The organism is Moritella sp., assembly GCF_013215705.1.
In the GTDB taxonomy this organism is placed as follows: Bacteria; Pseudomonadota; Gammaproteobacteria; order Enterobacterales; family Moritellaceae; genus Moritella.
Genome location: NZ_JABSQR010000019.1, coordinates 1 through 20,361, shown reverse-complemented (window position 1 = coordinate 20,361; position 20,361 = coordinate 1). Strand labels below are relative to the sequence as shown.

Here is a 20,361-nt window from a genome sequence, read left to right as displayed (position 1 = left end):
TGCTTGTCTTGTAATAGCGCTGTGATGGCACTGTCATTGTTTTATGCTAGCTCGGTGATTACTGCGATAGGCAAGCTAAGGCTGAATCTGGCTCCGGAATTAGGGCGGTTTTCTGCTTTAATATTGCCGTGCATATTACGCATTATTTTGTGGGATATAGATAAACCCAGACCGAGACCTGTGTCCTTGGTGGTAAAAAATGGATCAAACAGTTGCGGTAAATTTGCTGGGTTTATGCCTGAGCCTGAATCATCAACTTGGACAATGACTTGCTCTTGATGTCGGCACAAAATAATATGAATGTTTTTTTCACTGGCGTCTTCAACCGCTTGCATGGCATTGGATAATAAATTCACCAGCACTTGCTCTAACTGTACCTGGTCGACATTAACCTGAACATCAATGTTGGCGTCATCCACAGTAATACTGATCTGGTTATTTTTTAATTGTGGTTTGACTAACTCGACGGCCATGTTAATCACATTCCGCAGTGGCACTGTGTGCAATTCACCGCTGGATTTACGGGCGAAAAATTTTAACTGTGAACTTATTTTTGCCATGCGCTCAGTTAAATGAATAATGCGTTGGAGATTATCTTGAGTTGACTGATGTTGTTCGCGTTGTAAAAATACCAAAGCATTATCGGCATAACTACGGATGGCGGCGAGTGGGTTATTTAATTCATGACTGATGCTCGCTGACAGCTGACCCAATACCGCTAACTTAGCGGTCTGGATCAGTTCTTTTTGGGTATCACGCAGGGTTTGTTCCATTTTCTGCCGTTCAATGATCTCGTTATTTAGATCTGCGGTGCGGCGTTTAACTTCTTGTTCTAATTTGTGCTTGGTTTTGATGCGCTGTACTTCTTTGTCCTGGTCGCGCTGACGTTTATGCATGGATAATCTTAAGCGTAAATTGAGCAACCAAAAAACGAGTGACAGTAATACCATGCCAATAGCAATATCGATGAAGATCGCGGTTAATGGGGCGAATACTCTTACCGTCCAGCCCGCTGCGGGCATATATTTACTGATGGAAAGATAATTAGTCGCAAACGGTTTACTTGTCGTTAGCTGTAATAGTGTGGGGTTATCCTCGAGCGGACCTGAGAAATTTAGGGCGGCTATTGCCTTGTCACCATAACGGCGGCTACGCGTTATTTGGTGTCGTTTTTCGGTACTCAGCGGCGTTAAACTATGCAGCAGCCATGACTGGGTATTCGAGATGAAAATAATATTGTCATCATCCGTCACCATAAAGTGAGCTTGTTTGCCGGTCCACTCTTTTTCAATTTTTGATAGATCCATTTTCACCACGACAACACCAATAATTTTATCTGCGTTGATAACGGGAGAGGAAAAATAATACCCGCGTTGTCCCGATGTCGTGCCTAACGCAAAATAGCGGCCTTGTTGTCCGCTAACGGCTTGCTGAAAGTAAGGACGGAAAGCAAAGTTTTTACCTATGAAGGTTTGTTCATCGCGCCAGTTATTGGCGGCGATGGTGGTGCCATTAAGATCGATAAGATAAGTATCTGACGCGCTAATGGTATTGTTAACATGGTTTAAATAACGATTGGTTTTTGCTTGCAGTTGCGCGTTGTCGGTATCTTGTAAGCTTGCTACCACTAATTTTTGATCGAACAGTAATCTGGGGATCGCGTCAAAGCGTTGTAATTGACTTTGTAAGTGAGCCGCAAAAATATCTAATTGCTGATTGCTTTGGCTGACTAATTTAGCGTAACCGGATCGCCAAACCCAGGTGGATAAAATAATTACACTGATGAGATAACAAGCAATCAAAAACTTTCGTGTTATTAACATTATTACACCTCTAGGCATACAATAACGTAACATGGTTAAATTTCCAATCAATGGCGGCCAGAGTGCGAGCCAGGTACTTATTCTAGTGTTATTTTATCTATTTATTAAGCGGTTTATCCTACGTGTACCGCAACTATCCCCGAAACTATTTACCAAGCACGATGGTTGAGATTAGAATGTCCTTAATTGGATTTTTAAAGAAAGGAATTACTTCACTATGTTAGATTCGAAGGATAAATTGATTTTAGATTTGTTGCAGCGCGATGCATCGCTGTCAATTGCTGATCTTGCCGACAAAGTAAGTTTAACGGTCTCACCTTGCTGGAAACGATTAAAACGTTTAGAAGATAATGGCTATATTTTACGCCGTGTGGCTTTACTTAATGAGCAAAAACTCGGCCTCGCACTGACCGCCTTTGTTAATATCAAAACTCAAAATCACAGTGATAGTTGGTTTAAGAAATTTGTTGTTAGTGTCAATGAGTTTGCTGAAGTGATCGAGTTTTATCGTATGGCCGGAGAATACGATTACATGATGAAGGTATTAGTAAAAGACATGGCGGCATTTGATGTGTTTTATAAACGATTGGTTAATTGTGTCGATGGTTTAACCGATGTGACTTCGTCCTTTGCCATGGAAAGGTTAAAAAATACGACGCAATTACCGATCTCTTAATAACGAGCTCTGCATTATTATAACTTAAGCAGGTCTGCCGCTATTTTTCTCGCGCTATGGGGCGGTGCAAATGCCGCTACATACTTTCCTGCTGGATTAACTAAATATAATCGAGAAGAATGGTTAATCAAATAGCTTTCACGCTGGTCTTCTGGAATTGGACTACTGTAAGGCACAGAGACATACTGACCATTATTAGCTAAAAACGTTTTTTGATAAATAACCCCAAAGCTAGCCACTAATTTATCTATCTCGCTGGTTTCACCTGTGATCCCGATGAATTCATCGTTATAAAATTGCGCGTACGTGGTCAGCATCTCATTACTATCTCGTTGTGGGTCGACAGAGATAAAGACCACTTGTGGCATGGTTTTACCAGCCGCAGTCATGATGCTTGCAATATTATTGAGATTGTATAGCTCGGTCGGACAAACGTCTGGGCAGCTAGCATAACCGAAGAATACTAATGACCATTTATCTTTAAACAAGGCACTAGTGTGTACTTGATTATTGCCGAGAACGACATCTGGCAGGGTTACTTGCTGAGGTTGTGCGTAAGCTGTCGTGAATGTCGGTAAACTTGGCTGTTGCATATTATTGGCAACCAGAGCGCCAAGCGCGCTAAGGCCGATAATACCCGCAGCGATGATAGCCTTAGATTTTTTCATTCGAGTCCCTTTGTCGAAACTAATTATGTTTCATATTCGCGTGGTCCATTTTGCTATGATCCATTTTGTTGTGATCCATTTTAGCTTGACTGTTGTCACGCTTAACAGGCATTTTAGCAGTGATTGTTTCACCATTTAATAACGTAAACGATACATTAACCACTTCACCCGGCGCTGCGATCTTGCTTGGTTCTAATAACATCACATGGTAGCCACCCGGCTTAAACTGAAAAATAGTGTTTGCAGGGATCGTTATTTGCTGCTGCTTTTGCATTGTCATCATGCCGTCTTTTTTGCCAGATAAATGCAGCTCGCTACGGCCAAAACCTTGTGCTTCAACATTGGTGATCACGATTGGTTTATTATTGTGATTCATCACGTTGAAAAAAGCGGCTTGCACTTTTGCTGATGATGGCGCTGCACGAACCCAGGCATCCATGATCATGATGTTAGTTTTTTCAGCTGCAAACGTCGGTGCTGCGGAAAAGATAGCAGTCGCGATCAGTGTGGTTATTATTGATTTTTGCATTATTTTGTCCTGAGTTAATTAGTCGTCGTGGTAAATTGAAACGGTATCAAATAAGGTTGACCAGCAACTGTGATGGTTAAATCTGCTTGCCATAACATTTCACCTAATACGCAGATCGCTAGCGCTGTCTCAGCGTGGTATTTATCCTTCTCAATCGCATTCAGTGCGGTAGGAAAGCCGGGCATGCTCATATTCATCCCGTTAATCGTAATGCTGGCATTATCAATGCGAGTGCCGTTTAAATTTATCGATAATGGCGTCATCGGCTTTGCATTGAATGGTGTGATCGACAGCGAAATTGTTTGTTCTGGCGTTAACTGAACCTGACATTCTTGTTGATTAACACGACAGTCTTGCTGCAGTGGTAATTGAATGCGGTTGAGATCCTGCTGGGGCTGATAGAAGACGTTGAAATAACCGACTACGGCGATAGAGATAATACTCACACCAGCTGTTAACCATTTAGACATGGATAAAGACTCTTATACTTATAATTAGATTCGAAAAAGGATATTCGTTTTATAATAAAACGATGAATAACATAATATTACTTTATTTTTTGATGTAGATAAACTGTAAATATAGGAAAGCGTAGGTTAGCACTTGTTTTGACGGTATTTAAAGGGAGGGAAAGATTGTTAGCCCGAAGCAAGGCGATGCCGTTAACTATATTTTTGGCATCAACCGTATTGATAGCGTGAGTATTTATCATTAATTTTTGTTGTTCTTGATTATCTTATAATGTGTTTGTATCAGTCCCGACCGATAGGATTGAGAGGATAATAGTGTGACCCCTAGTTCTGGTAGGGGGGCGTTAAATAAACGTATACCGTTGCCGAGTAAGATAGGAATGGTGGACAACATTAATTCATCTACAAGATCAAGACGTAATAAGGAATCGGCCAAGTTTGCGCCCCCAAGTAACCAAATATTCCCCTTCGAGCTGGCTTTTAATTGTTTGATCGTTGCTGCAGGATCGGTAATAAAAGTAACGTTATCATTCGGGGTAATATCGGGTGAGTGAGAAGCGACAAAGCATTGCTTGTCGGCGTATGGCCAATCATCAAAATCTTTGATGACCTGAAAGGATGTGTTACCCATAATGACGGCACTGATACCATCGAAAAAATCTCGATAGCCATAATCCTCACCTTTTACTTCTACATTTGAGAGCCATGAAATGTCATGGTCCATTTTGGCAATATAGCCATCAAGGCTAGTCGCTATATACAAAATTACGTTAGACATAATCATCGCTCCCGGTTGTATGTAAGTTAATTCATCAATGTATCTAGTTCTGTTTGAGAAGGGGCAAACCAGTATGATCCTGTTACTGCATCTGAATAATCAATGAGTCTATCAGTGATGCCATCAGGTATTCCGTACATACGTTGTAGTTGAGTGGTAAAGCGTAATTGTTCACATGCGAATGCTAAAAAGTATAGTCCGTGTTCGGATGCGTTACCATAAGGTGAACTACGACGGTATATTTTCATGCCCGATACGTCGGTACGGCTAACGTGTGAATTCGCTGGCATCGCATCGCCGGATAACTCGATATCATCTTCTTTGGTACGGCCTACAACTGCTTCTTGTTCCGGTACTGGCATCGCATTGAAGCTTGCTAAATCATGTACCCATTTTTGTGATAACACGAAGCTACCACCCACGCCTGGCTGACCTTCGGGGATCAGTGAGGCTAATTGGCGCGCATCTTCTTTGGGATTGGCTGTGCCATCAACAAAACCAATTAAATCACGGTTTTTATGGTACTGGAACCCGGAAATATCCAACTGGTTATCGGCAATTTTACTTAGCGCTGATTGGATATGAAATGCTTGCTCTAAGGTATGGCTGGCATTGTCGCTGTGGATCCAAAACATGACATCACCTTGACTAGCGATGGCTTTTTTTCCATGCGGACTCGCTATCTCGGTAAAGTCGTCAAATGCGTTAAGTTGTAAATCAGGTAATAGGGTATTGGTGGCGTTACGACCAAAAGCAACAACAATGTTCATGTCAGCGGTTCGTTTGCATAGTGCCGTTTGCAGTGCACTCTGAATGTTTGCTAAATAAACATCGTCTTTAAATTTGTACTCTAAATGATGGTAGCTTTGACTTTGTTCGTTAAAAATAGCGTTTTGTGGTTGGGTCATGCCAACTCCTTTTAATGCATAACCAATCTAATCGCTTAGATTGGTTATAGAATATATATACCCAAGTTACTTCAAGATGCTATATCAGAGACTAGCTTGGGTATAAACTTAAATAGTGCGTGTAGCCTGAGATAACCAGTGTAAATCAGCACCGGTTAACAATGGTGATAATGCGGCACGTACTTGCGTGTGATAAGCATTGATCCAGTTTACTTCGTCTTGTGAGAGTCGTTGTTGATCTATCAGATGCAAATCAAAAGGAACCAGTGTTAATGTTTCAAATTCGTAAAATACTTTACCATCATGGCCATTATCTTTAGCAACCACATAAATTAGATTCTCACAACGGATGCCGTATTCATCTTGTTTGTAGTAACCCGGCTCATTGGATACCACCATGCCTGGCTCTAATGCTACGCCGTTCGAGTTCTTACCAATACGGTGTGGACCTTCGTGTACATTCAAGAAGCAGCCAACACCGTGTCCAGTTCCGTGGTCATAGTCATAACCTTGTTGCCATAAAAATTGACGCGCCAGTGAATCCAACTGACCACCGTTAGTGCCTGCTGGGAACTTCATTTTAGCCAGTGCGATATGACCTTTTAATACCAGGGTGAACATTTTTTTGTGTTCGGCACTTGGTGACCCAATCGCAACGGTACGGGTGATATCGGTTGTGCCATCAAGATATTGGGCTCCAGAGTCAACTAAGTAAATGCTGTCCATTGGTAACTGTGCTGGTACACCATTGTTATGATTGTAGTGGCACATTGCGGCGTTAGCACCAGCAGCCGAAATAGTGTCAAAACTTAATTCAACGAAGTTCTCGTTCGATGCGCGGAAATTTGTCAGTTTGTCAGACAGATAGGCTTCATCATGCAAACGGCCCGCGGCTACTTCTGTTTCTAGCCAATTTAGGAAGCGTACTTCAGAAGCTCCATCACGAATATGTGAGGCACGCATACCCGCAAGTTCAACGGCATTTTTACACGCTTTTGGTAATGCGACTGGATCATTGCCAGCAATTAGGGTGGCACCAGCTTGTTGTGCGGTTAACTGGCTAAATGCATTTGATGCTTCTGGATCGGCCAATACCTGCAGTTGTTGCTCACCTAGGGCTTGGTAAGTGGCTGTTGCTTGTGCTTCATCAACAATCTCGACACCTGCGCCAACGTGTTCCTGGAAACCTGCCGGGATCTTCGCTGGATTGGTGAAGAACGTCATGGAACCATCTTTACGTAATACCGCACTGCCTAAGATCACGCAGAAACAATGAATGTCTTTACCTCGGATATTTAATAACCAAGCAATAGAATCTAACGCGCTGATAATAACTGCATCAGCACCTTGCTTGGCGATATCAACGCCGATCTGTTGGCGTTTTTTTAAACTGGATTGACCTGTGTATTGCTCGTCGAGTAACAGGCCTACATTTTCTGTTGGTGTCGGTCTATCTGACCAGCTTAAATCAATTGGGTTAGCATCGACTGCCACTAAGTTTATTTGTTTATCTGCTAAGGTATTTTTGCTGGCGTTATGCCAATTTAAATTATGTACTTTGGCGTCATAACCGACATTGGCATTAGCGGACAGTTGTTCACTTAACCAAGCAACATGTGGTGTGTCGATAAGATGATAAAACTCAAAACACTCGCCATTAACTTGCTGCTTAACCTGAATAGTATAACGACCATCGGTAAAAATGGCGGCGCGGTCTTTTAAAATGATGACTGTGCCTGCAGAGCCGGTAAAGTCACTGCACCATAATAAACGTTCGTTATGTGCTGGTACATACTCGCCAAGGTATTCATCTGCGCGGGGAACGATAAATGCGTCTAAGTTTGCGGCATCCATATGTGCACGTATTGCTGCTAATTTCTGTTCTATTGCTTGAGGCATCTTGCTGTCCGGTTTGTCATGTCACCTGACGCGATATTCTGCATTTTATAGGTTCATGTTCTGGTTATAGAAAGAGATAATACTGAAACATTAACCTGTTAGGCTTTAGATATGCAAGAGGAGGTAATGGGGATTGTGATATTTTCAGTAATTAAATTGCGATTAAGTCACTATTTACTGCTTCATTTAACGTTGCTGGTGGCTGAACTTGGTTATCAGCCACCGAGTGTCGCTATTATTTCGCTGTTACGGTACGACGTTTTTTACGCCAGTTAATTTGTTGGATCACGAGCCCCACGATAATGGTCACTAAGCCGATAAAGGTTGATGGGTGGATCTCTTCACCCACAATTCGACTGAGTAAGAAGAGTGATATAAACGGCGAGATAAAGATAAGATTACTGACTTGCGCGGTATTCGTCGCTAATTTAATGGCCATTAACCACAATATAAATGAAATACCCATTTCAAAAAAACCGATATAAATCGCACCAAGGATCCCCTCTATGGAGTCAAAATTAAAATCAGCGAGTAATGCGGTAGCGACGAAGGTAAACGGGAGACTTAATAAAAATCCAAGTAATAAACTAACGATAGGATCATTGTTATTCCTGGCATTAACGATCCAATAACTGGCCCAAATCAAGGTGCTTAATAATGCCAGTGCCACCCCAAGTGGACTTTCAAAATTCAGCCCTAACAGATCACCTTTAGTGGCAATGATTAGTGCCCCGGTATAGCTGAATAAGATAGCCACCCAGTCTTTTTTCCGGATCTTCTGCCCTAAGAAAGGCACTGACAATAATGTGAGGGTGATTGCCCAAGTGTAATTTAATGCTTGCGCTTGTGATGCGGGCAATAAGTCATAAGCCTTAAACAACACTAAATAATAGAGAAATGGATTAATTATCCCAAGCGTTAAATAGAACAACGGTTGTTTGATAAAGTATTGCTTGAGTAGGTGCAGTTTTTTTTGTTGGTAGGCAATTCCCAGTAATAAAACGATACTGGTCAGTGAGGCAATTAAAACCATTTGAATTGGCGCAAAATGGCTAAGGGTAATTTTAAATGCAGAGGCCACCGTGGACCAGAGTAATACCGCTATCAAGCCGAACAGCATTGCCTTTTTTTGATTTTTCATGAGTACCAATTTCGAGGGGGAGGAAAATGCGTGTTAGCAGTGTAATCGGCAAGTTTATTCAGATCTAGTGTTTCATGCTGGAAAATTATATTCAAATAAATAAGTGGTAGCTTAAAGCAATAAAAACACGCTCAAGCCACCACTTTACTTAATCCAAGAGTGCTAATACGGTGATTTTAAAAAACGTATTCCTCGGCTACTTCCGATAATTTATCTGCCACGGTTAACAAGTTATGTGCGGACTGGGTCGCTCCTGTCGCGACCGCGCGAGCAGAGTCTGCTCCCGCTGATACATTACTGACATTACGCTCTATTTCTTCTGCGGCGAGACTTTGTTCTTCAATCGCACTGGCTATTTGGTTATTGAGTGAAACGATCTTATCGACGGATAAGGTAATGGCTTCAAAAGTATTTGAGGCTTCTTTGGCCTGCATTACGCCCATGTTGGCTTGCTCTCTACCTATGGCCATCACTTTTACGGATTCTTTCGCGCCAGCTTGGACACGCTCAATCATCACTTGGATCTCATTCGTCGATTGCTGTGTACGGCTTGCTAGCGTTCTCACTTCATCGGCTACCACGGCAAAACCTCGACCTTGCTCTCCGGCTCTGGCAGCTTCAATCGCAGCATTGAGTGCTAACAAATTAGTCTGGTCGGCAATACTCCTGATCACTTCAACCACACCCCCAATATCGGTGCAATGATTTTCCAGTTTCTGGATGGTTTCACTTGATGTTTGTACCTCTGAAGCAATGGCATTAATGGCGATGATCGTTTGGTCAACAACTTGTTTACCTTCTAAAACAGCCCGTTCTGCATCACGTGTGGCACAGGTTGCATCATTGGCATTAATGGCCATCTCCGTTGATGTGGCCGCCATCAGTTTTATTGCCGCCGCTATTTGATGGGTTTCCGTTTGTTGTGCAGTAATGGTGGTTTCTGCTGAGTTGGTTTTATCTTTAATGTCCTGGACTGAACTATGCACATCAACGGCACTGCTATTGAGTTGCTTGACTAACGTGCGCATGCCATCAATGGTGCTGTTGAAGTGTTGGGCAATAATAGCCAGTTCGTCATTGCTGACAATCTTCACATTTTGCGACAGGTCGCCATTTGATACATTTTGGGCGACTTGACTGATACTGCGAAGAGTCTCTGTTAGTGAGATATAAATACTTAATAAGATCACCACACAAACCACGAATAAGACGATCAGTATGGTGTAAAAAATATTTAGCTCGCTGTTTTTTTCACTGAGTCTAACGGTTATTTCATTACCGAGCGTGTGAAAGGCAACTTGATACAAATTATTGATTTTGATCCGTAACGCTTCACCCAAACGATAAAGGGTATTTGGATCAATTTTGATCTCGGCGGATACGGTATTGATTAACTGGCGGTCGAGTAGGTCTTCGAGGGTTGCCATGGTGGTTTTTATCTGATCGAGAGGTGTGATTAAGGTGTTGCGATAATCAGGATTAATTGCCACTAATACTTGCACATCATTGTCGGCTGCAGAAAAGATAATACTAAGTTGATCAATGCGGCGACTTAAATCATCGAAGCTGTTGGCTGTAAACGCGGCAAACGCGGCTGTTTCAGCGGCTTTGTCTGTTACTTGATAAGCGAAATCGGTTAATTTTGGCAACTGACTTTGGGTTAAATTAATCAGGTAATAGCTACTGAGCTGTGAATCAAACAATAATTTACTTTCGCTGTTGATCTCACGGGTACCGATACGCAGGTTTTCTAACATCAAATCGATAGCGTAGAAAATCTCTTCTGGTAATAAAAAATCACTGTCTGCTTTGAGTTGTTGCCAATCGGTCGTGATCTTATCAAACGCCGATAATTGTAATCCAGTTGCCGCGGTATAGCTGCGGTAATATTGATTGAAGGTGTTTTCTGCGAGCACTTGTGCTTGTTGTATTTTGTCATCACCTGGTTCGAGCTCTGCGACTTCTACACTGAGCAAATGGCGATAATCAATCAGCTTGTTGGCAACCTCTGGTAAGGCTTGCAGTAGTTGATAACCTTGCAGTTCTGATTCTGCAAAAGCAATATCTTTTTGGGTTTGCGAGATAATTGTAAATGAAAAAAATACAATCGGTGTAGCAAGTAGCAAGACAACTAATCCAAACTTTTTCTGAAATGATAATCGACTAATCAGGTAGGTGATTGGTTGTAATAATGTGCCCATAAAAATATCCTTATCAATATGGTGAGTGAATAGTTAGTCTTCTAAGTATGGTTAAATGACTAATGCCAAAGCATGAGTAATATATCTAGTTGTTGAATGAATGTTAAGTATTTTGTGTACGTATTTAACAAGGAAGGTGTCGTTTCGTGATCTCTATAGCGAGATAAAGAATATTATTGAAATGAAAGAGGGAAAGTTGGTGCGCATAGCAATTATATGCACACCAGAATACGAGTTAGATCTAGCGCATTGTCACAAATTCTTCTGAGCCAGTCGGGTGGATGGCAACGACGCTATCGAAATCTGCTTTGGTTGCGCCCATTTTCATCGCGACACCAAAACCTTGGATCATTTCGTCAGCAGCAAAGCCAATGCCGTGTAGACCGACAACGGTTTCTTCTTCACCGGCACAAACCAATTTCATTTTACAAGGCTGGCGGTTTGAAGTAATTGCGGTATACATAGCAGTAAAACCAGATTGGTATACTTTTACGTTGTCTTCGCCGTACTGGGCAATGGCTTCTGCTTCTGTTAAACCGATAGTACCAATCGGTGGGTGGCTAAATACCACGGTAGGGATCAGGTTGTAATCCATTTTAGCGGTGGTTTTACCGTTAAATAAGCGTTCTGACAATTGACGGCCCGCTTTAACAGCGACAGGTGTTAGCTCAACACCACCTGCCATGATATCACCCACACAATAGATGCCATCAACATTGGTGTTTTGGTATTCATCTACTTTGATGTAACCACGGTCATCGGTTTCAACGCCCGTTACTGCAAGGTTTATTTTGTCTGTTGAAGGATGACGACCGATAGCCCAGATTAGGGTATCAACATTTTGTGATTCGCCATTCTCAAGATGTAAGGTGATAGAGCCATCTGCTTCTTTCACGACTTCTTTGGGTACTGAATGGGTATGTAATTTTGGACCTGTGGTATTCATTACCTCAACCAGCGTATCAATCAAAATTGGATCAAAGCTACGCAGTGGCGATTCTTTACGCACAAATAAATGTGTTTCGCTGCCGAGTCCGTGTAATACGCCTGCGAGTTCAACCGCAATATAACCGGCACCGATAACTGCAACGCGTTTTGGTTGTTCTGTTAACTCAAAGAAACCATTTGAATCAATACCGTGCTCAGCGCCAGGTACATTCGGAATTGTTGGTGCGCCACCAGTTGCGATCAGGATATGATCGGCGGTGTACGTTTCACCATTTACGCTTACTGTGTTTTTATCTACAAAGGTAGCAAAACCTTTGATCACAGTAACCTTGTTGTTGCCCAGTACATTGTCATAAGAGGTGTGAATGCGACCAATGTAAGCTTCGCGAGCAGCAACTAATTTACCCCAATCAAGGCCTTTATTTTCAACATCAAAGCCATAGTCTTTTGCATAAAGGTGCATTGCTTCGGCGATCTGAGCGCCATGCCACATCACTTTTTTCGGTACGCAACCAACATTAACACAAGTGCCGCCCAGCGCATTGGCTTCGATGATGGCCACTTTTTTACCGTACATTGACGCTCTGTTTGCAGATGCAATACCGCCGCTACCACCACCAATGGCAATATAATCAAAATGCTGTGACATATTTATAGTCCTTAATTGAGGAGATGAACTTATTATATGTCTAAGTTCATGCCTTGTTTTTAATAAAGTTAATTACACAGTTTAAACTGAATTGACAGATATTATTAGTAGGTAAAGCCATTCACGGCCATTACTTTTACCTATCAATGCAAAATGTTATGCGTAAAGCGTTTCCCGATATTTACTCGCTATACTTGAAATTATCATTTTATAGCCGCATTAACTAATTAATATCATTATAAATAGGATGACTCTATGACTAACCCACTTTTGACTATGACAGGTTTACCCCCATTTGCGAGTATTAAACCCGAGCATATTGTGCCTGCCGTAACGCAGGCAATTGCCGATTGTGAAGCGGTTATTGTTAACGTATTAGCGAATGAAGATACTGTTACTTGGGCTAATTTGGTTGCGCCTTTAGAAGAAAGTGATGATCGGTTAGGACGTGTTTGGTCGCCTATTGGCCACTTAAATGCAGTGGTGAGCGGTGATGAATTACGTGAAGCCCATGATGCTTGCTTACCATTACTGTCTGAATACCAAACTAAGGTTGGGCAGAACCAAGCTTTGTTTTTAGCGTATCAGCGTTTACATGACAGCAGTGAATTCGCCACGTTATCAACAGCGCAGCAAAAAGTGATCACCAATGCACTGCGTGATTTTAGATTATCTGGGATTGATTTAGTTGATAATGACAAACAGCGTTATGGTGAAATCAGTAAACGTTTATCTCAGTTAACATCAACATTTAGTAATAATGTCATGGATGCCACGTTAGGTTGGCAGAAAGAGATCACTGACGAAGCTCTGCTTATCGGTTTACCAGAGTCTGCAAAAGCAGCCGCCAAAGCAACGGCAGAAAGTAAGTCATTAACGGGTTATCTATTTACCTTAGATTTCCCAAGCTACTTACCGGTGATGATGTATTCTGAAAATCGAGAATTACGCCGTGAAGTATACGAAGCATTCTGTACTCGTGCATCGGATGTTGGTCCAAATGCAGGTAAATGGGATAATTCGGCGATAATGGACGAGATCATTGCACTGCGTCATGAGCTTGCGGAATTATTAGGCTTTGCTCACTTTGCCGAAAAATCATTAGCCACTAAAATGGCCGAAACACCAGCGCAAGTAATAGAATTTTTATCTGACCTTGCCGATAAGTCGTTTTCTCAAGCAGAAGTTGAATTAGCTGAAATCCAAGCTTTTGCCAAAGATAACTTTATGGCGCAAAAATTAGAAGCATGGGATCTGACATTTTATGCTGAAAAGTTAAAACAAGCTAAATACACCATCTCTGATGAAGAACTACGTCCGTATTTTCCTGAAGATCGCGTTGTCAAAGGCATGTTCGAAGTGGTTAAGCGTTTATTTGGCCTAAATATTATCGAAGAGCTTGGTGTAGAGTCTTGGCACAAAGATGTGCGTTTCTTTGAGATATTTGATGACGAGGGCGAGTTACGCGGTAGTTTTTATCTGGATTTGTACGCGCGTGAACATAAACGTGGCGGTGCTTGGATGAATGATTGCCTAACGCATCGTATTAAAGCCGATGGCGAATTACAAAAACCTGTTGCTTACTTAACCTGTAACTTTAATAAACCGGTGGGTGATAAACCTGCGCTATTTACCCATAATGAAGTGACCACGTTATTCCATGAATTTGGCCATGGTTTGCATCACATGTTAACTAAAGTGATCCCGGCTGCGGTATCGGGTATTAACGGTGTGCCTTGGGATGCTGTTGAACTACCAAGTCAGTTTATGGAAAACTGGTGCTGGCAAGAAGAAGCACTGGCGTTTATTTCGGGTCATTACGAAACCGATGAACCATTACCACAAGCTATGTTAGACAAACTATTAGCCGCGAAGAACTTTAACTCAGCAATGGGCATGTTACGCCAAATTGAATTGGGCTTATTTGATTTCCGTATGCACATGGAATATAACCCCGCGCAAGGTTCAAATATTCAATCGGTATTAAATTCGGTAAGAGACAAGGTATCGGTATTATCGGCACCAGAATTTAATCGTTTCCAAAATGGTTTTTCACATATTTTTGCTGGTGGTTATGCAGCCGGTTATTACAGCTATAAATGGGCTGAAGTGTTATCCGCTGACGCATTCTCTCGTTTTGAAGACGAAGGTATTTTTAATGCCGAGACAGGTCGTGACTTTATGCGTTGCGTACTTGAACGTGGCGGTAGCGATACGCCAATGTCATTATTTGTGAAGTTCCGCGGACGTAAACCAAGCACGTATGCGTTATTAAATCATTCTGGCATTAGCTAACGCAATGGATAACTTGCTATAACTGATAGGTTGTAGAGGTTATCGTTCGGTTTTGATTTTAAAATAGTGGTAAATTGTGTATTATCTCCGCGTGATATTTACCACTTTATTTTTAGTGCTAAAGTATTACCATAGTTTTAGATGAGCTATGGTAATAATTGAAAAGGATATCAATCTACTGCAGCTAAACTAATCGAATTTGTGGATAAGGATGTATGGTTGAAACTCTCACACTTAGTGATATAAATATTGATACGACACAATTGTTGGAAACTAATCATCTTGATTTTTTTCTGACTAATTTAGCGTCATTACTGCGTATTGATACGCTTTATGTCGCGACTGTTTGTCCTCAAACTTTTGACTTATCTATTTTGTCTTGTCTACAACAAGGTGTTCTTGATGCTGATGTTGTTATCGATTTTAAATCCATGCCTTGTTTTGCAGCTTATCAACATGGCTATGCTGAATATGAGCAAGGTTTAGTACCTCGATTTCCAGAACAAACGCAATTACATGAATGGCACGCTGAAGCTTATTTAGGTATCCGCCTTAATGATTCATGCGGAAGAGCTATTGGTATTTTATCTGCATTTTTCCCTCGTAAACTGTCTAAACATAAACTCGAATTAAATTTAATCCGGTTAGTGTCTGGTTTTTTAGAAAGAGAACTCCAACCTAAACAAATTAACATGCTACCGATAACGGCTACTACTTCCGATATGCCAGCGGAGTTGAGTGCGTATACTTTGTGGTTGGAAGACAATATAGCCAAAGGTCGATTAAGCAGTTGGAGCTATTTTATAGAGCAAGATAGATTAGAATGCTCTGACTCTGTGGCGAATATTATTGAAACGGATAACGTCAAAGAGATTAATCAATTTGATGCGTTATTAGCCTTGGTTGATTTTTTTGATAAACCTAGTGTATTACGTGATTTTCAATCTGCGATGGCATCAAACTCAACAACCTCGATACGCACTATTTTTAATATCACCACATTAAAGGGAAATTCCAAGCGTATCCAAAGTGATATCTATCCTATTGCCGATGAAAGAGGGAAAGTGTATCGCCTTGATTGCATCAGTAAGGATATTACAGCTGAAGAATTAACCAAGAAAAGAGCATCAGCGCAAGAGCGTATTCTTGAAACTGTTTTAGCCACAACACCGGTAGGATTAATTAAACTTAATGCTAATCGTGAAATTAAATGGGTAAATAAACAAGCATGTCACATGTTTGGTTATGAATTGGAAGATTTTCATCGTTTACGTGAGCAAGGTACGTTGAATACCAGTAGCTTACACTTATATTTTGATGAAGATAAAGAACAGTTTGAAGAGTACTATCAAGAAATATATGCCAATAAGCGTAATAACTTTACCCTTAATACACGCTATCGTCATCGTGACGGCAGTATATTATGGACGAAGTTAACGGTGACAGCGATAAGAGATAATGCTAATAATATTCAGTATTTTATGAATACCATTCAAGATATCACTGAAGAACAAGATAATCGGCAACGTCTGTCTATTATTGAAAGTGTATACAGACACAGTGCTGAAGGCATTATGTTGTGTGATGCCAATGAAAAAATTATTGATGTTAATCCGGCATTTGAAACTATCACAGGTTATAGCGCCGAAGATGCGATAGGGCGTACGCATGATTTATTACGATCAGGTGTCCATGATGAACAGTTCTATCATGATATAGCCGAAGCATTGCTAAAGCACAATGAATGGAAAGGTGTTATCTGGAGTCGTAACCGTGCTGGCGAGATATTTGCACAACAAGTGACTCTGTCGAGTATTAAAGAAGGCGATAAGCTTAAATATTTCTTTGCCGTTTTTAGTGATGTGACCGAAGACAAGAAAACAGAACAGCAGATTATTACCCAGTCTAACTTTGATACGCTGACCGGTTTACCTAACCGCCAATATTTTAGTGCTGAGATGCGTCATATTATCGATAAATCAGCTAAACATGACCAAAAATTTGCCATCATTTACATTGATCTTGATGACTTCAAATCAATAAATAATTCAGAAGATTTCATGGCTGGTGATCGCTTATTAAAAGAGACGACTGAACGACTAAAATACCGTAGTAGAGATAGTGATTTTCTTGCCCGTATTGATGGAGATGAATTCGCCTTCATTATCCCTGATGTGGTCAATAAGCGCCAAGCAGAAGTTTATGCGAAACAGTTACAAGGTGTATTTGCGCAAGCTTATCAACTCTCAAATCAGCAGCGTTATATAACCGCATCGGTCGGTATTACTATGTACCCTGAAGATGGGTTATCGGTCGAAGCATTAATGCAAAGTGCAGAACAAGCAATATTTGAAGCCAAGCGTAAAGGTCGTAATCAATGTGTCTCTTTTACACAGGCGTTAAGTGATGCTGCGATCCTTAAACATCAAACCGTTGTTGAATTAGCGGAAGCAATAAAACACGGTAGTCTTGACGTTTATTATCAACCTATTGTTGATAACGTTACGGGTAAAATAGATAAACTAGAAGCTTTAGTTCGTTGGCTGCATCCGGATAGAGGTTTTATTTCACCCGCTGAGTTTATTCCGCTTGCTGAAGAGGGCGGACTTATCCAAAGCTTGGGCGAATATGTACTCGATCAGGCATGTTGTGATCTGAACATATTGCATGAAGCAGGCTTTCCGTATATGGAAATGAGTATTAATCGTTCCAGTTTGGAATTTAAGACGATTGATATGCAAGCGTCAGAATGGTTGAAGGTGATATCTTCACATAACCTGCCTTATGGCTCGGTAACTATGGAGATCACCGAAAGTTTACTGATGGATATGGACGGTCAGTATATGCAACGTATTAATGCGTTAAAACAAGCGGGTGTAAAAATCGCGATCGATGATTTTGGTACTGGTTATTCATCATTAAATTATCTCCGTAGTTTGCCTGCGGATATTGTTAAAATTGATCGTAGTTTTATAATGAATATTCCAGAGAACCAACAAGATAACTTATTGTTAGATGGCATCATTACTATTGTGCATAATCTAGGGATGAAAGTCGTCACCGAGGGCGTGGAAACACAAGCGCAATTAAGTTACTTACGAGAGAAACAAAGTGACTATTCACAGGGCTTTCTATTGTGTCGTCCTATTCCATTGCATGAGCTACTCGAGTTTATCACTCAAAATAAAAGCGTTTTTTAAATAACCTTCACTATCTTCATTTTATCATCAACTGAATTTAGGTTGTATTCGAATTTTTTGCTAATATAGGCATTCTAACCCGAATAATTAAATCTTATCTTATCAGGCTTACATGAACAGCATACAAATAATCACAACAGAACCACTCTTTTCTGACCACATTGCAGGACTTGCTAAACAGTGGGGATTTTCTCTTGAACCTATGGCCGATGCTCAATTTCAATTAGTATATTCGAATAAGGGCCTTGAGTTATTTAAACTCGATGAACCGAAACTCGGCGCTGTGTATGTTGATTTTGCTGGTGGCGCCGTGAATCATCGTCGTAAATACGGCGGTGGTAAAGGGCAAGCGATTGCAAAAGCAGTGGGTTTAAAATCAGGCGTGACACCGTCAGTACTTGATGGCACCGCCGGTTTAGGACGCGATGCATTTGTATTAGCATCTTTAGGCTGTAACGTGACGATGTTGGAACGTTCACCTATCGTTGCGGCATTACTAGAAGATGGATTAAAGCGTGCAGAGCAAGATGAAGAAATAGGTAGTTGGATTGCAACACGATTAAAATTGGTGTTTGCATCTAGTTTATCCGAGTTAGAAGGTTTGGGCATTTCTCCTGATGTGGTTTACCTTGATCCTATGTACCCACATAAGAAGAAATCAGCGTTAGTGAAAAAAGAAATGCGCGTATTTCAATCATTAGTTGGCGCAGATTTAGATGCAGATGGTTTGTTTGAACCGGCAATGCGTGTTGCAACGAAGCGTGTTGTTGTTAAACGTCCTGATTATGCTGAACATATCGCAAATGCGGAACCAAGTATGGCAATTGAAACAAAAAAAAATCGCTTTGATGTTTATATAAAGCAAGCAATGAAATAACTCATTTTGTTTGCTAGGTAGTTATTAATATCGGGTAGATATTTTATTTTAATATAATATATGGAGTCAGGCTCAAGGTTTTTAATGTTTAGCTATGCTAACTTGGCGACCCCAATGGGCCTAACTATAGACGAGGGATAGTTGTGCTACTTGAACTAGATAGTATTGAGAATGAATTGACAAGTTCATATACGTTTACAGATGAAGATCATCGTCTTTTAAGATCATATGATGGTGTTATCGAAGGTATTGCTGCTTTATTTGGTAAGCAATGTGAAGTGATCCTACACTCATTAGAAAGTGTAGATCGTTCTGTTATTAAGATTGAGAATGGTTTTAATACAGGTCGTGTTGAAGGTTCACCTATTACCGATTTAGCACTTAAGATGCTACAAGATATATCTGCACAAAATAAGCAATGTTCTAAAGCGTATTTTACGCAGACGAAAGATGGCCAAATGATGCGCTCTATGACGATCGCAATCAAAAACCGTTCAGAAAAAACTATTGGCTTAATTTGTATTAACATTAATATTGGTGCATCGTTTATTGATTTTGTTCAGGAGCTTTTACCTACGCCTGAAGCAAGAGAGACTGAACTATCTTCTGAGAATTTTGCGACAACAGTCGAAGAGTTGGTTGACCGCTCTGTAGAAGAAACAATTACTGATATTAACAATCGTACTGATATCGCGAATAATGCTAAAAATAAGCACATCGTTATATCATTACATCAGCAAGGTATTTTTGATATTAAAGATGCGATCAACATGGTTGCTGATAAACTTAATATTTCGAAACATACTGTGTACTTATATATACGCCAAATAAAATCGGATGAAGCAGAGCTGTAATAAGCCATACATTTAGATTGTGTATATAAAGAAGATGTATATACGCGTTGTAGAAGGTGATTATTGTATAAATAATCACCTTTTTTTTACTTTGGTTTTGTTATCCGACACTTAATACACACCGTGTGTAGTATTATCATACAGATCAACCATTATGAATTAATGCGACATATAAAACTTGCCAACCAAGTGAAGATCTCTATAATGCGACCTCACTGACACGGCAACAGCCGCTAAGTAAAGGTGTTTAAGGGATTCGAATGTTTCGCTTTAAACCTCTTGAAAGAAAGTTCAAATATGTTCTTGACTTCAAAGCTGGTTGCCGTATTATACGCAGCCTGACTACGACGCGAGACGTCAAGGTCAACGCTCTTTAACAATTTATTCAAGCAATCTGTGTGAGCACTTGCAGAGATATAATGACCAAATATTATATCAATGTAAT

At 40.7% G+C, this 20,361-nt stretch carries 15 protein-coding genes; 5 read left to right on the top strand and 10 right to left on the bottom strand.

The annotated features are described in order from the left end of the window. Window positions 1-41: 41 nt before the first annotated feature. Window positions 42-1,823 carry an ATP-binding protein gene (locus HRT96_RS13600; protein WP_293157631.1) on the bottom strand — a complete coding sequence of 594 codons (1,782 nt, stop codon included), beginning with the start codon at window positions 1,821-1,823 and terminating at the stop codon, window positions 42-44. Window positions 1,824-2,040: 217 nt separating this feature from the next. On the opposite strand from HRT96_RS13600, the gene HRT96_RS13595 reads away from it, so the two are divergent. After that, entirely contained in the window at window positions 2,041-2,499 is a 459-nt protein-coding gene (locus HRT96_RS13595) for an Lrp/AsnC family transcriptional regulator (protein ID WP_293157628.1), read from the top strand. A 17-nt stretch (window positions 2,500-2,516) separates the two neighbouring features. Here the strand turns inward: HRT96_RS13595 and HRT96_RS13590 are convergent, their stop codons facing one another. The 9 genes from HRT96_RS13590 to gorA all read right to left on the bottom strand — a co-directional run bounded on the left by HRT96_RS13590 (window position 2,517) and on the right by gorA (window position 12,690). Continuing rightward, window positions 2,517-3,167, bottom strand: coding sequence for an SCO family protein (locus HRT96_RS13590; protein WP_293157625.1), 651 nt, complete (start codon window positions 3,165-3,167; stop codon window positions 2,517-2,519). A gap of 19 nt (window positions 3,168-3,186) precedes the next feature. Continuing rightward, window positions 3,187-3,696 (bottom strand): copper chaperone PCu(A)C, encoded by a 510-nt coding sequence (locus tag HRT96_RS13585; RefSeq protein ID WP_293157622.1) that lies wholly within the window; start codon window positions 3,694-3,696, stop codon window positions 3,187-3,189. Between the two features lie 14 nt (window positions 3,697-3,710). Next, complete coding sequence (locus HRT96_RS13580; RefSeq protein WP_293157619.1) at window positions 3,711-4,166, bottom strand: hypothetical protein; 456 nt, start codon at window positions 4,164-4,166, stop codon at window positions 3,711-3,713. 241 nt (window positions 4,167-4,407) lie between these two features. Further along, the gene (locus HRT96_RS13575) at window positions 4,408-4,944 is read right to left on the bottom strand and encodes a dihydrofolate reductase family protein (RefSeq protein WP_293157616.1); all 537 of its coding nucleotides are present in this window, start codon (window positions 4,942-4,944) and stop codon (window positions 4,408-4,410) included. A 26-nt stretch (window positions 4,945-4,970) separates the two neighbouring features. After that, window positions 4,971-5,852, bottom strand: a complete 882-nt coding sequence (locus tag HRT96_RS13570) for a Dyp-type peroxidase (protein ID WP_293157613.1) — start codon at window positions 5,850-5,852, stop codon at window positions 4,971-4,973. Window positions 5,853-5,960: 108 nt separating this feature from the next. Further along, the gene (locus tag HRT96_RS13565; RefSeq protein ID WP_293157610.1) at window positions 5,961-7,751 is read right to left on the bottom strand and encodes an aminopeptidase P family protein; all 1,791 of its coding nucleotides are present in this window, start codon (window positions 7,749-7,751) and stop codon (window positions 5,961-5,963) included. Between the two features lie 235 nt (window positions 7,752-7,986). After that, complete coding sequence (locus tag HRT96_RS13560) at window positions 7,987-8,892, bottom strand: DMT family transporter (protein WP_293157607.1); 906 nt, start codon at window positions 8,890-8,892, stop codon at window positions 7,987-7,989. A gap of 176 nt (window positions 8,893-9,068) precedes the next feature. Next, the gene (locus tag HRT96_RS13555; RefSeq protein WP_293157604.1) at window positions 9,069-11,093 is read right to left on the bottom strand and encodes a methyl-accepting chemotaxis protein; all 2,025 of its coding nucleotides are present in this window, start codon (window positions 11,091-11,093) and stop codon (window positions 9,069-9,071) included. A 241-nt stretch (window positions 11,094-11,334) separates the two neighbouring features. Continuing rightward, window positions 11,335-12,690, bottom strand: coding sequence for a glutathione-disulfide reductase (gorA, locus tag HRT96_RS13550; RefSeq protein ID WP_293157601.1), 1,356 nt, complete (start codon window positions 12,688-12,690; stop codon window positions 11,335-11,337). Between the two features lie 255 nt (window positions 12,691-12,945). Here gorA and prlC point away from each other — a divergent pair, with 255 nt between their 5' ends. From prlC to HRT96_RS13530, 4 genes are all read left to right on the top strand, one after another. After that, entirely contained in the window at window positions 12,946-14,985 is a 2,040-nt protein-coding gene (gene prlC / locus HRT96_RS13545; protein ID WP_293157599.1) for an oligopeptidase A, read from the top strand. A gap of 215 nt (window positions 14,986-15,200) precedes the next feature. Beyond that, window positions 15,201-18,185 carry an EAL domain-containing protein gene (locus tag HRT96_RS13540; RefSeq protein ID WP_293157597.1) on the top strand — a complete coding sequence of 995 codons (2,985 nt, stop codon included), beginning with the start codon at window positions 15,201-15,203 and terminating at the stop codon, window positions 18,183-18,185. 112 nt (window positions 18,186-18,297) lie between these two features. Beyond that, window positions 18,298-19,062 (top strand): class I SAM-dependent methyltransferase, encoded by a 765-nt coding sequence (locus tag HRT96_RS13535; protein WP_293157594.1) that lies wholly within the window; start codon window positions 18,298-18,300, stop codon window positions 19,060-19,062. 143 nt (window positions 19,063-19,205) lie between these two features. Further along, window positions 19,206-19,916, top strand: a complete 711-nt coding sequence (locus HRT96_RS13530) for a PAS domain-containing protein (RefSeq protein WP_293157591.1) — start codon at window positions 19,206-19,208, stop codon at window positions 19,914-19,916. Window positions 19,917-20,361 lie beyond the last annotated feature (445 nt).

Coding starts and splice junctions, on each gene's coding strand:
- HRT96_RS13560 (WP_293157607.1), bottom strand. CDS start 8,892: ATGAAAAATCAAAAAAAGGCAATGCTGTTCGGCTTGATAGCGGTATTA.
- prlC (WP_293157599.1), top strand. CDS start 12,946: ATGACTAACCCACTTTTGACTATGACAGGTTTACCCCCATTTGCGAGT.
- HRT96_RS13540 (WP_293157597.1), top strand. CDS start 15,201: ATGGTTGAAACTCTCACACTTAGTGATATAAATATTGATACGACACAA.
- HRT96_RS13595 (WP_293157628.1), top strand. CDS start 2,041: ATGTTAGATTCGAAGGATAAATTGATTTTAGATTTGTTGCAGCGCGAT.
- HRT96_RS13535 (WP_293157594.1), top strand. CDS start 18,298: ATGAACAGCATACAAATAATCACAACAGAACCACTCTTTTCTGACCAC.
- HRT96_RS13580 (WP_293157619.1), bottom strand. CDS start 4,166: ATGTCTAAATGGTTAACAGCTGGTGTGAGTATTATCTCTATCGCCGTA.
- HRT96_RS13570 (WP_293157613.1), bottom strand. CDS start 5,852: ATGACCCAACCACAAAACGCTATTTTTAACGAACAAAGTCAAAGCTAC.
- HRT96_RS13575 (WP_293157616.1), bottom strand. CDS start 4,944: ATGTCTAACGTAATTTTGTATATAGCGACTAGCCTTGATGGCTATATT.
- HRT96_RS13585 (WP_293157622.1), bottom strand. CDS start 3,696: ATGCAAAAATCAATAATAACCACACTGATCGCGACTGCTATCTTTTCC.
- HRT96_RS13565 (WP_293157610.1), bottom strand. CDS start 7,751: ATGCCTCAAGCAATAGAACAGAAATTAGCAGCAATACGTGCACATATG.
- HRT96_RS13600 (WP_293157631.1), bottom strand. CDS start 1,823: ATGTTAATAACACGAAAGTTTTTGATTGCTTGTTATCTCATCAGTGTA.
- HRT96_RS13555 (WP_293157604.1), bottom strand. CDS start 11,093: ATGGGCACATTATTACAACCAATCACCTACCTGATTAGTCGATTATCA.
- gorA (WP_293157601.1), bottom strand. CDS start 12,690: ATGTCACAGCATTTTGATTATATTGCCATTGGTGGTGGTAGCGGCGGT.
- HRT96_RS13590 (WP_293157625.1), bottom strand. CDS start 3,167: ATGAAAAAATCTAAGGCTATCATCGCTGCGGGTATTATCGGCCTTAGC.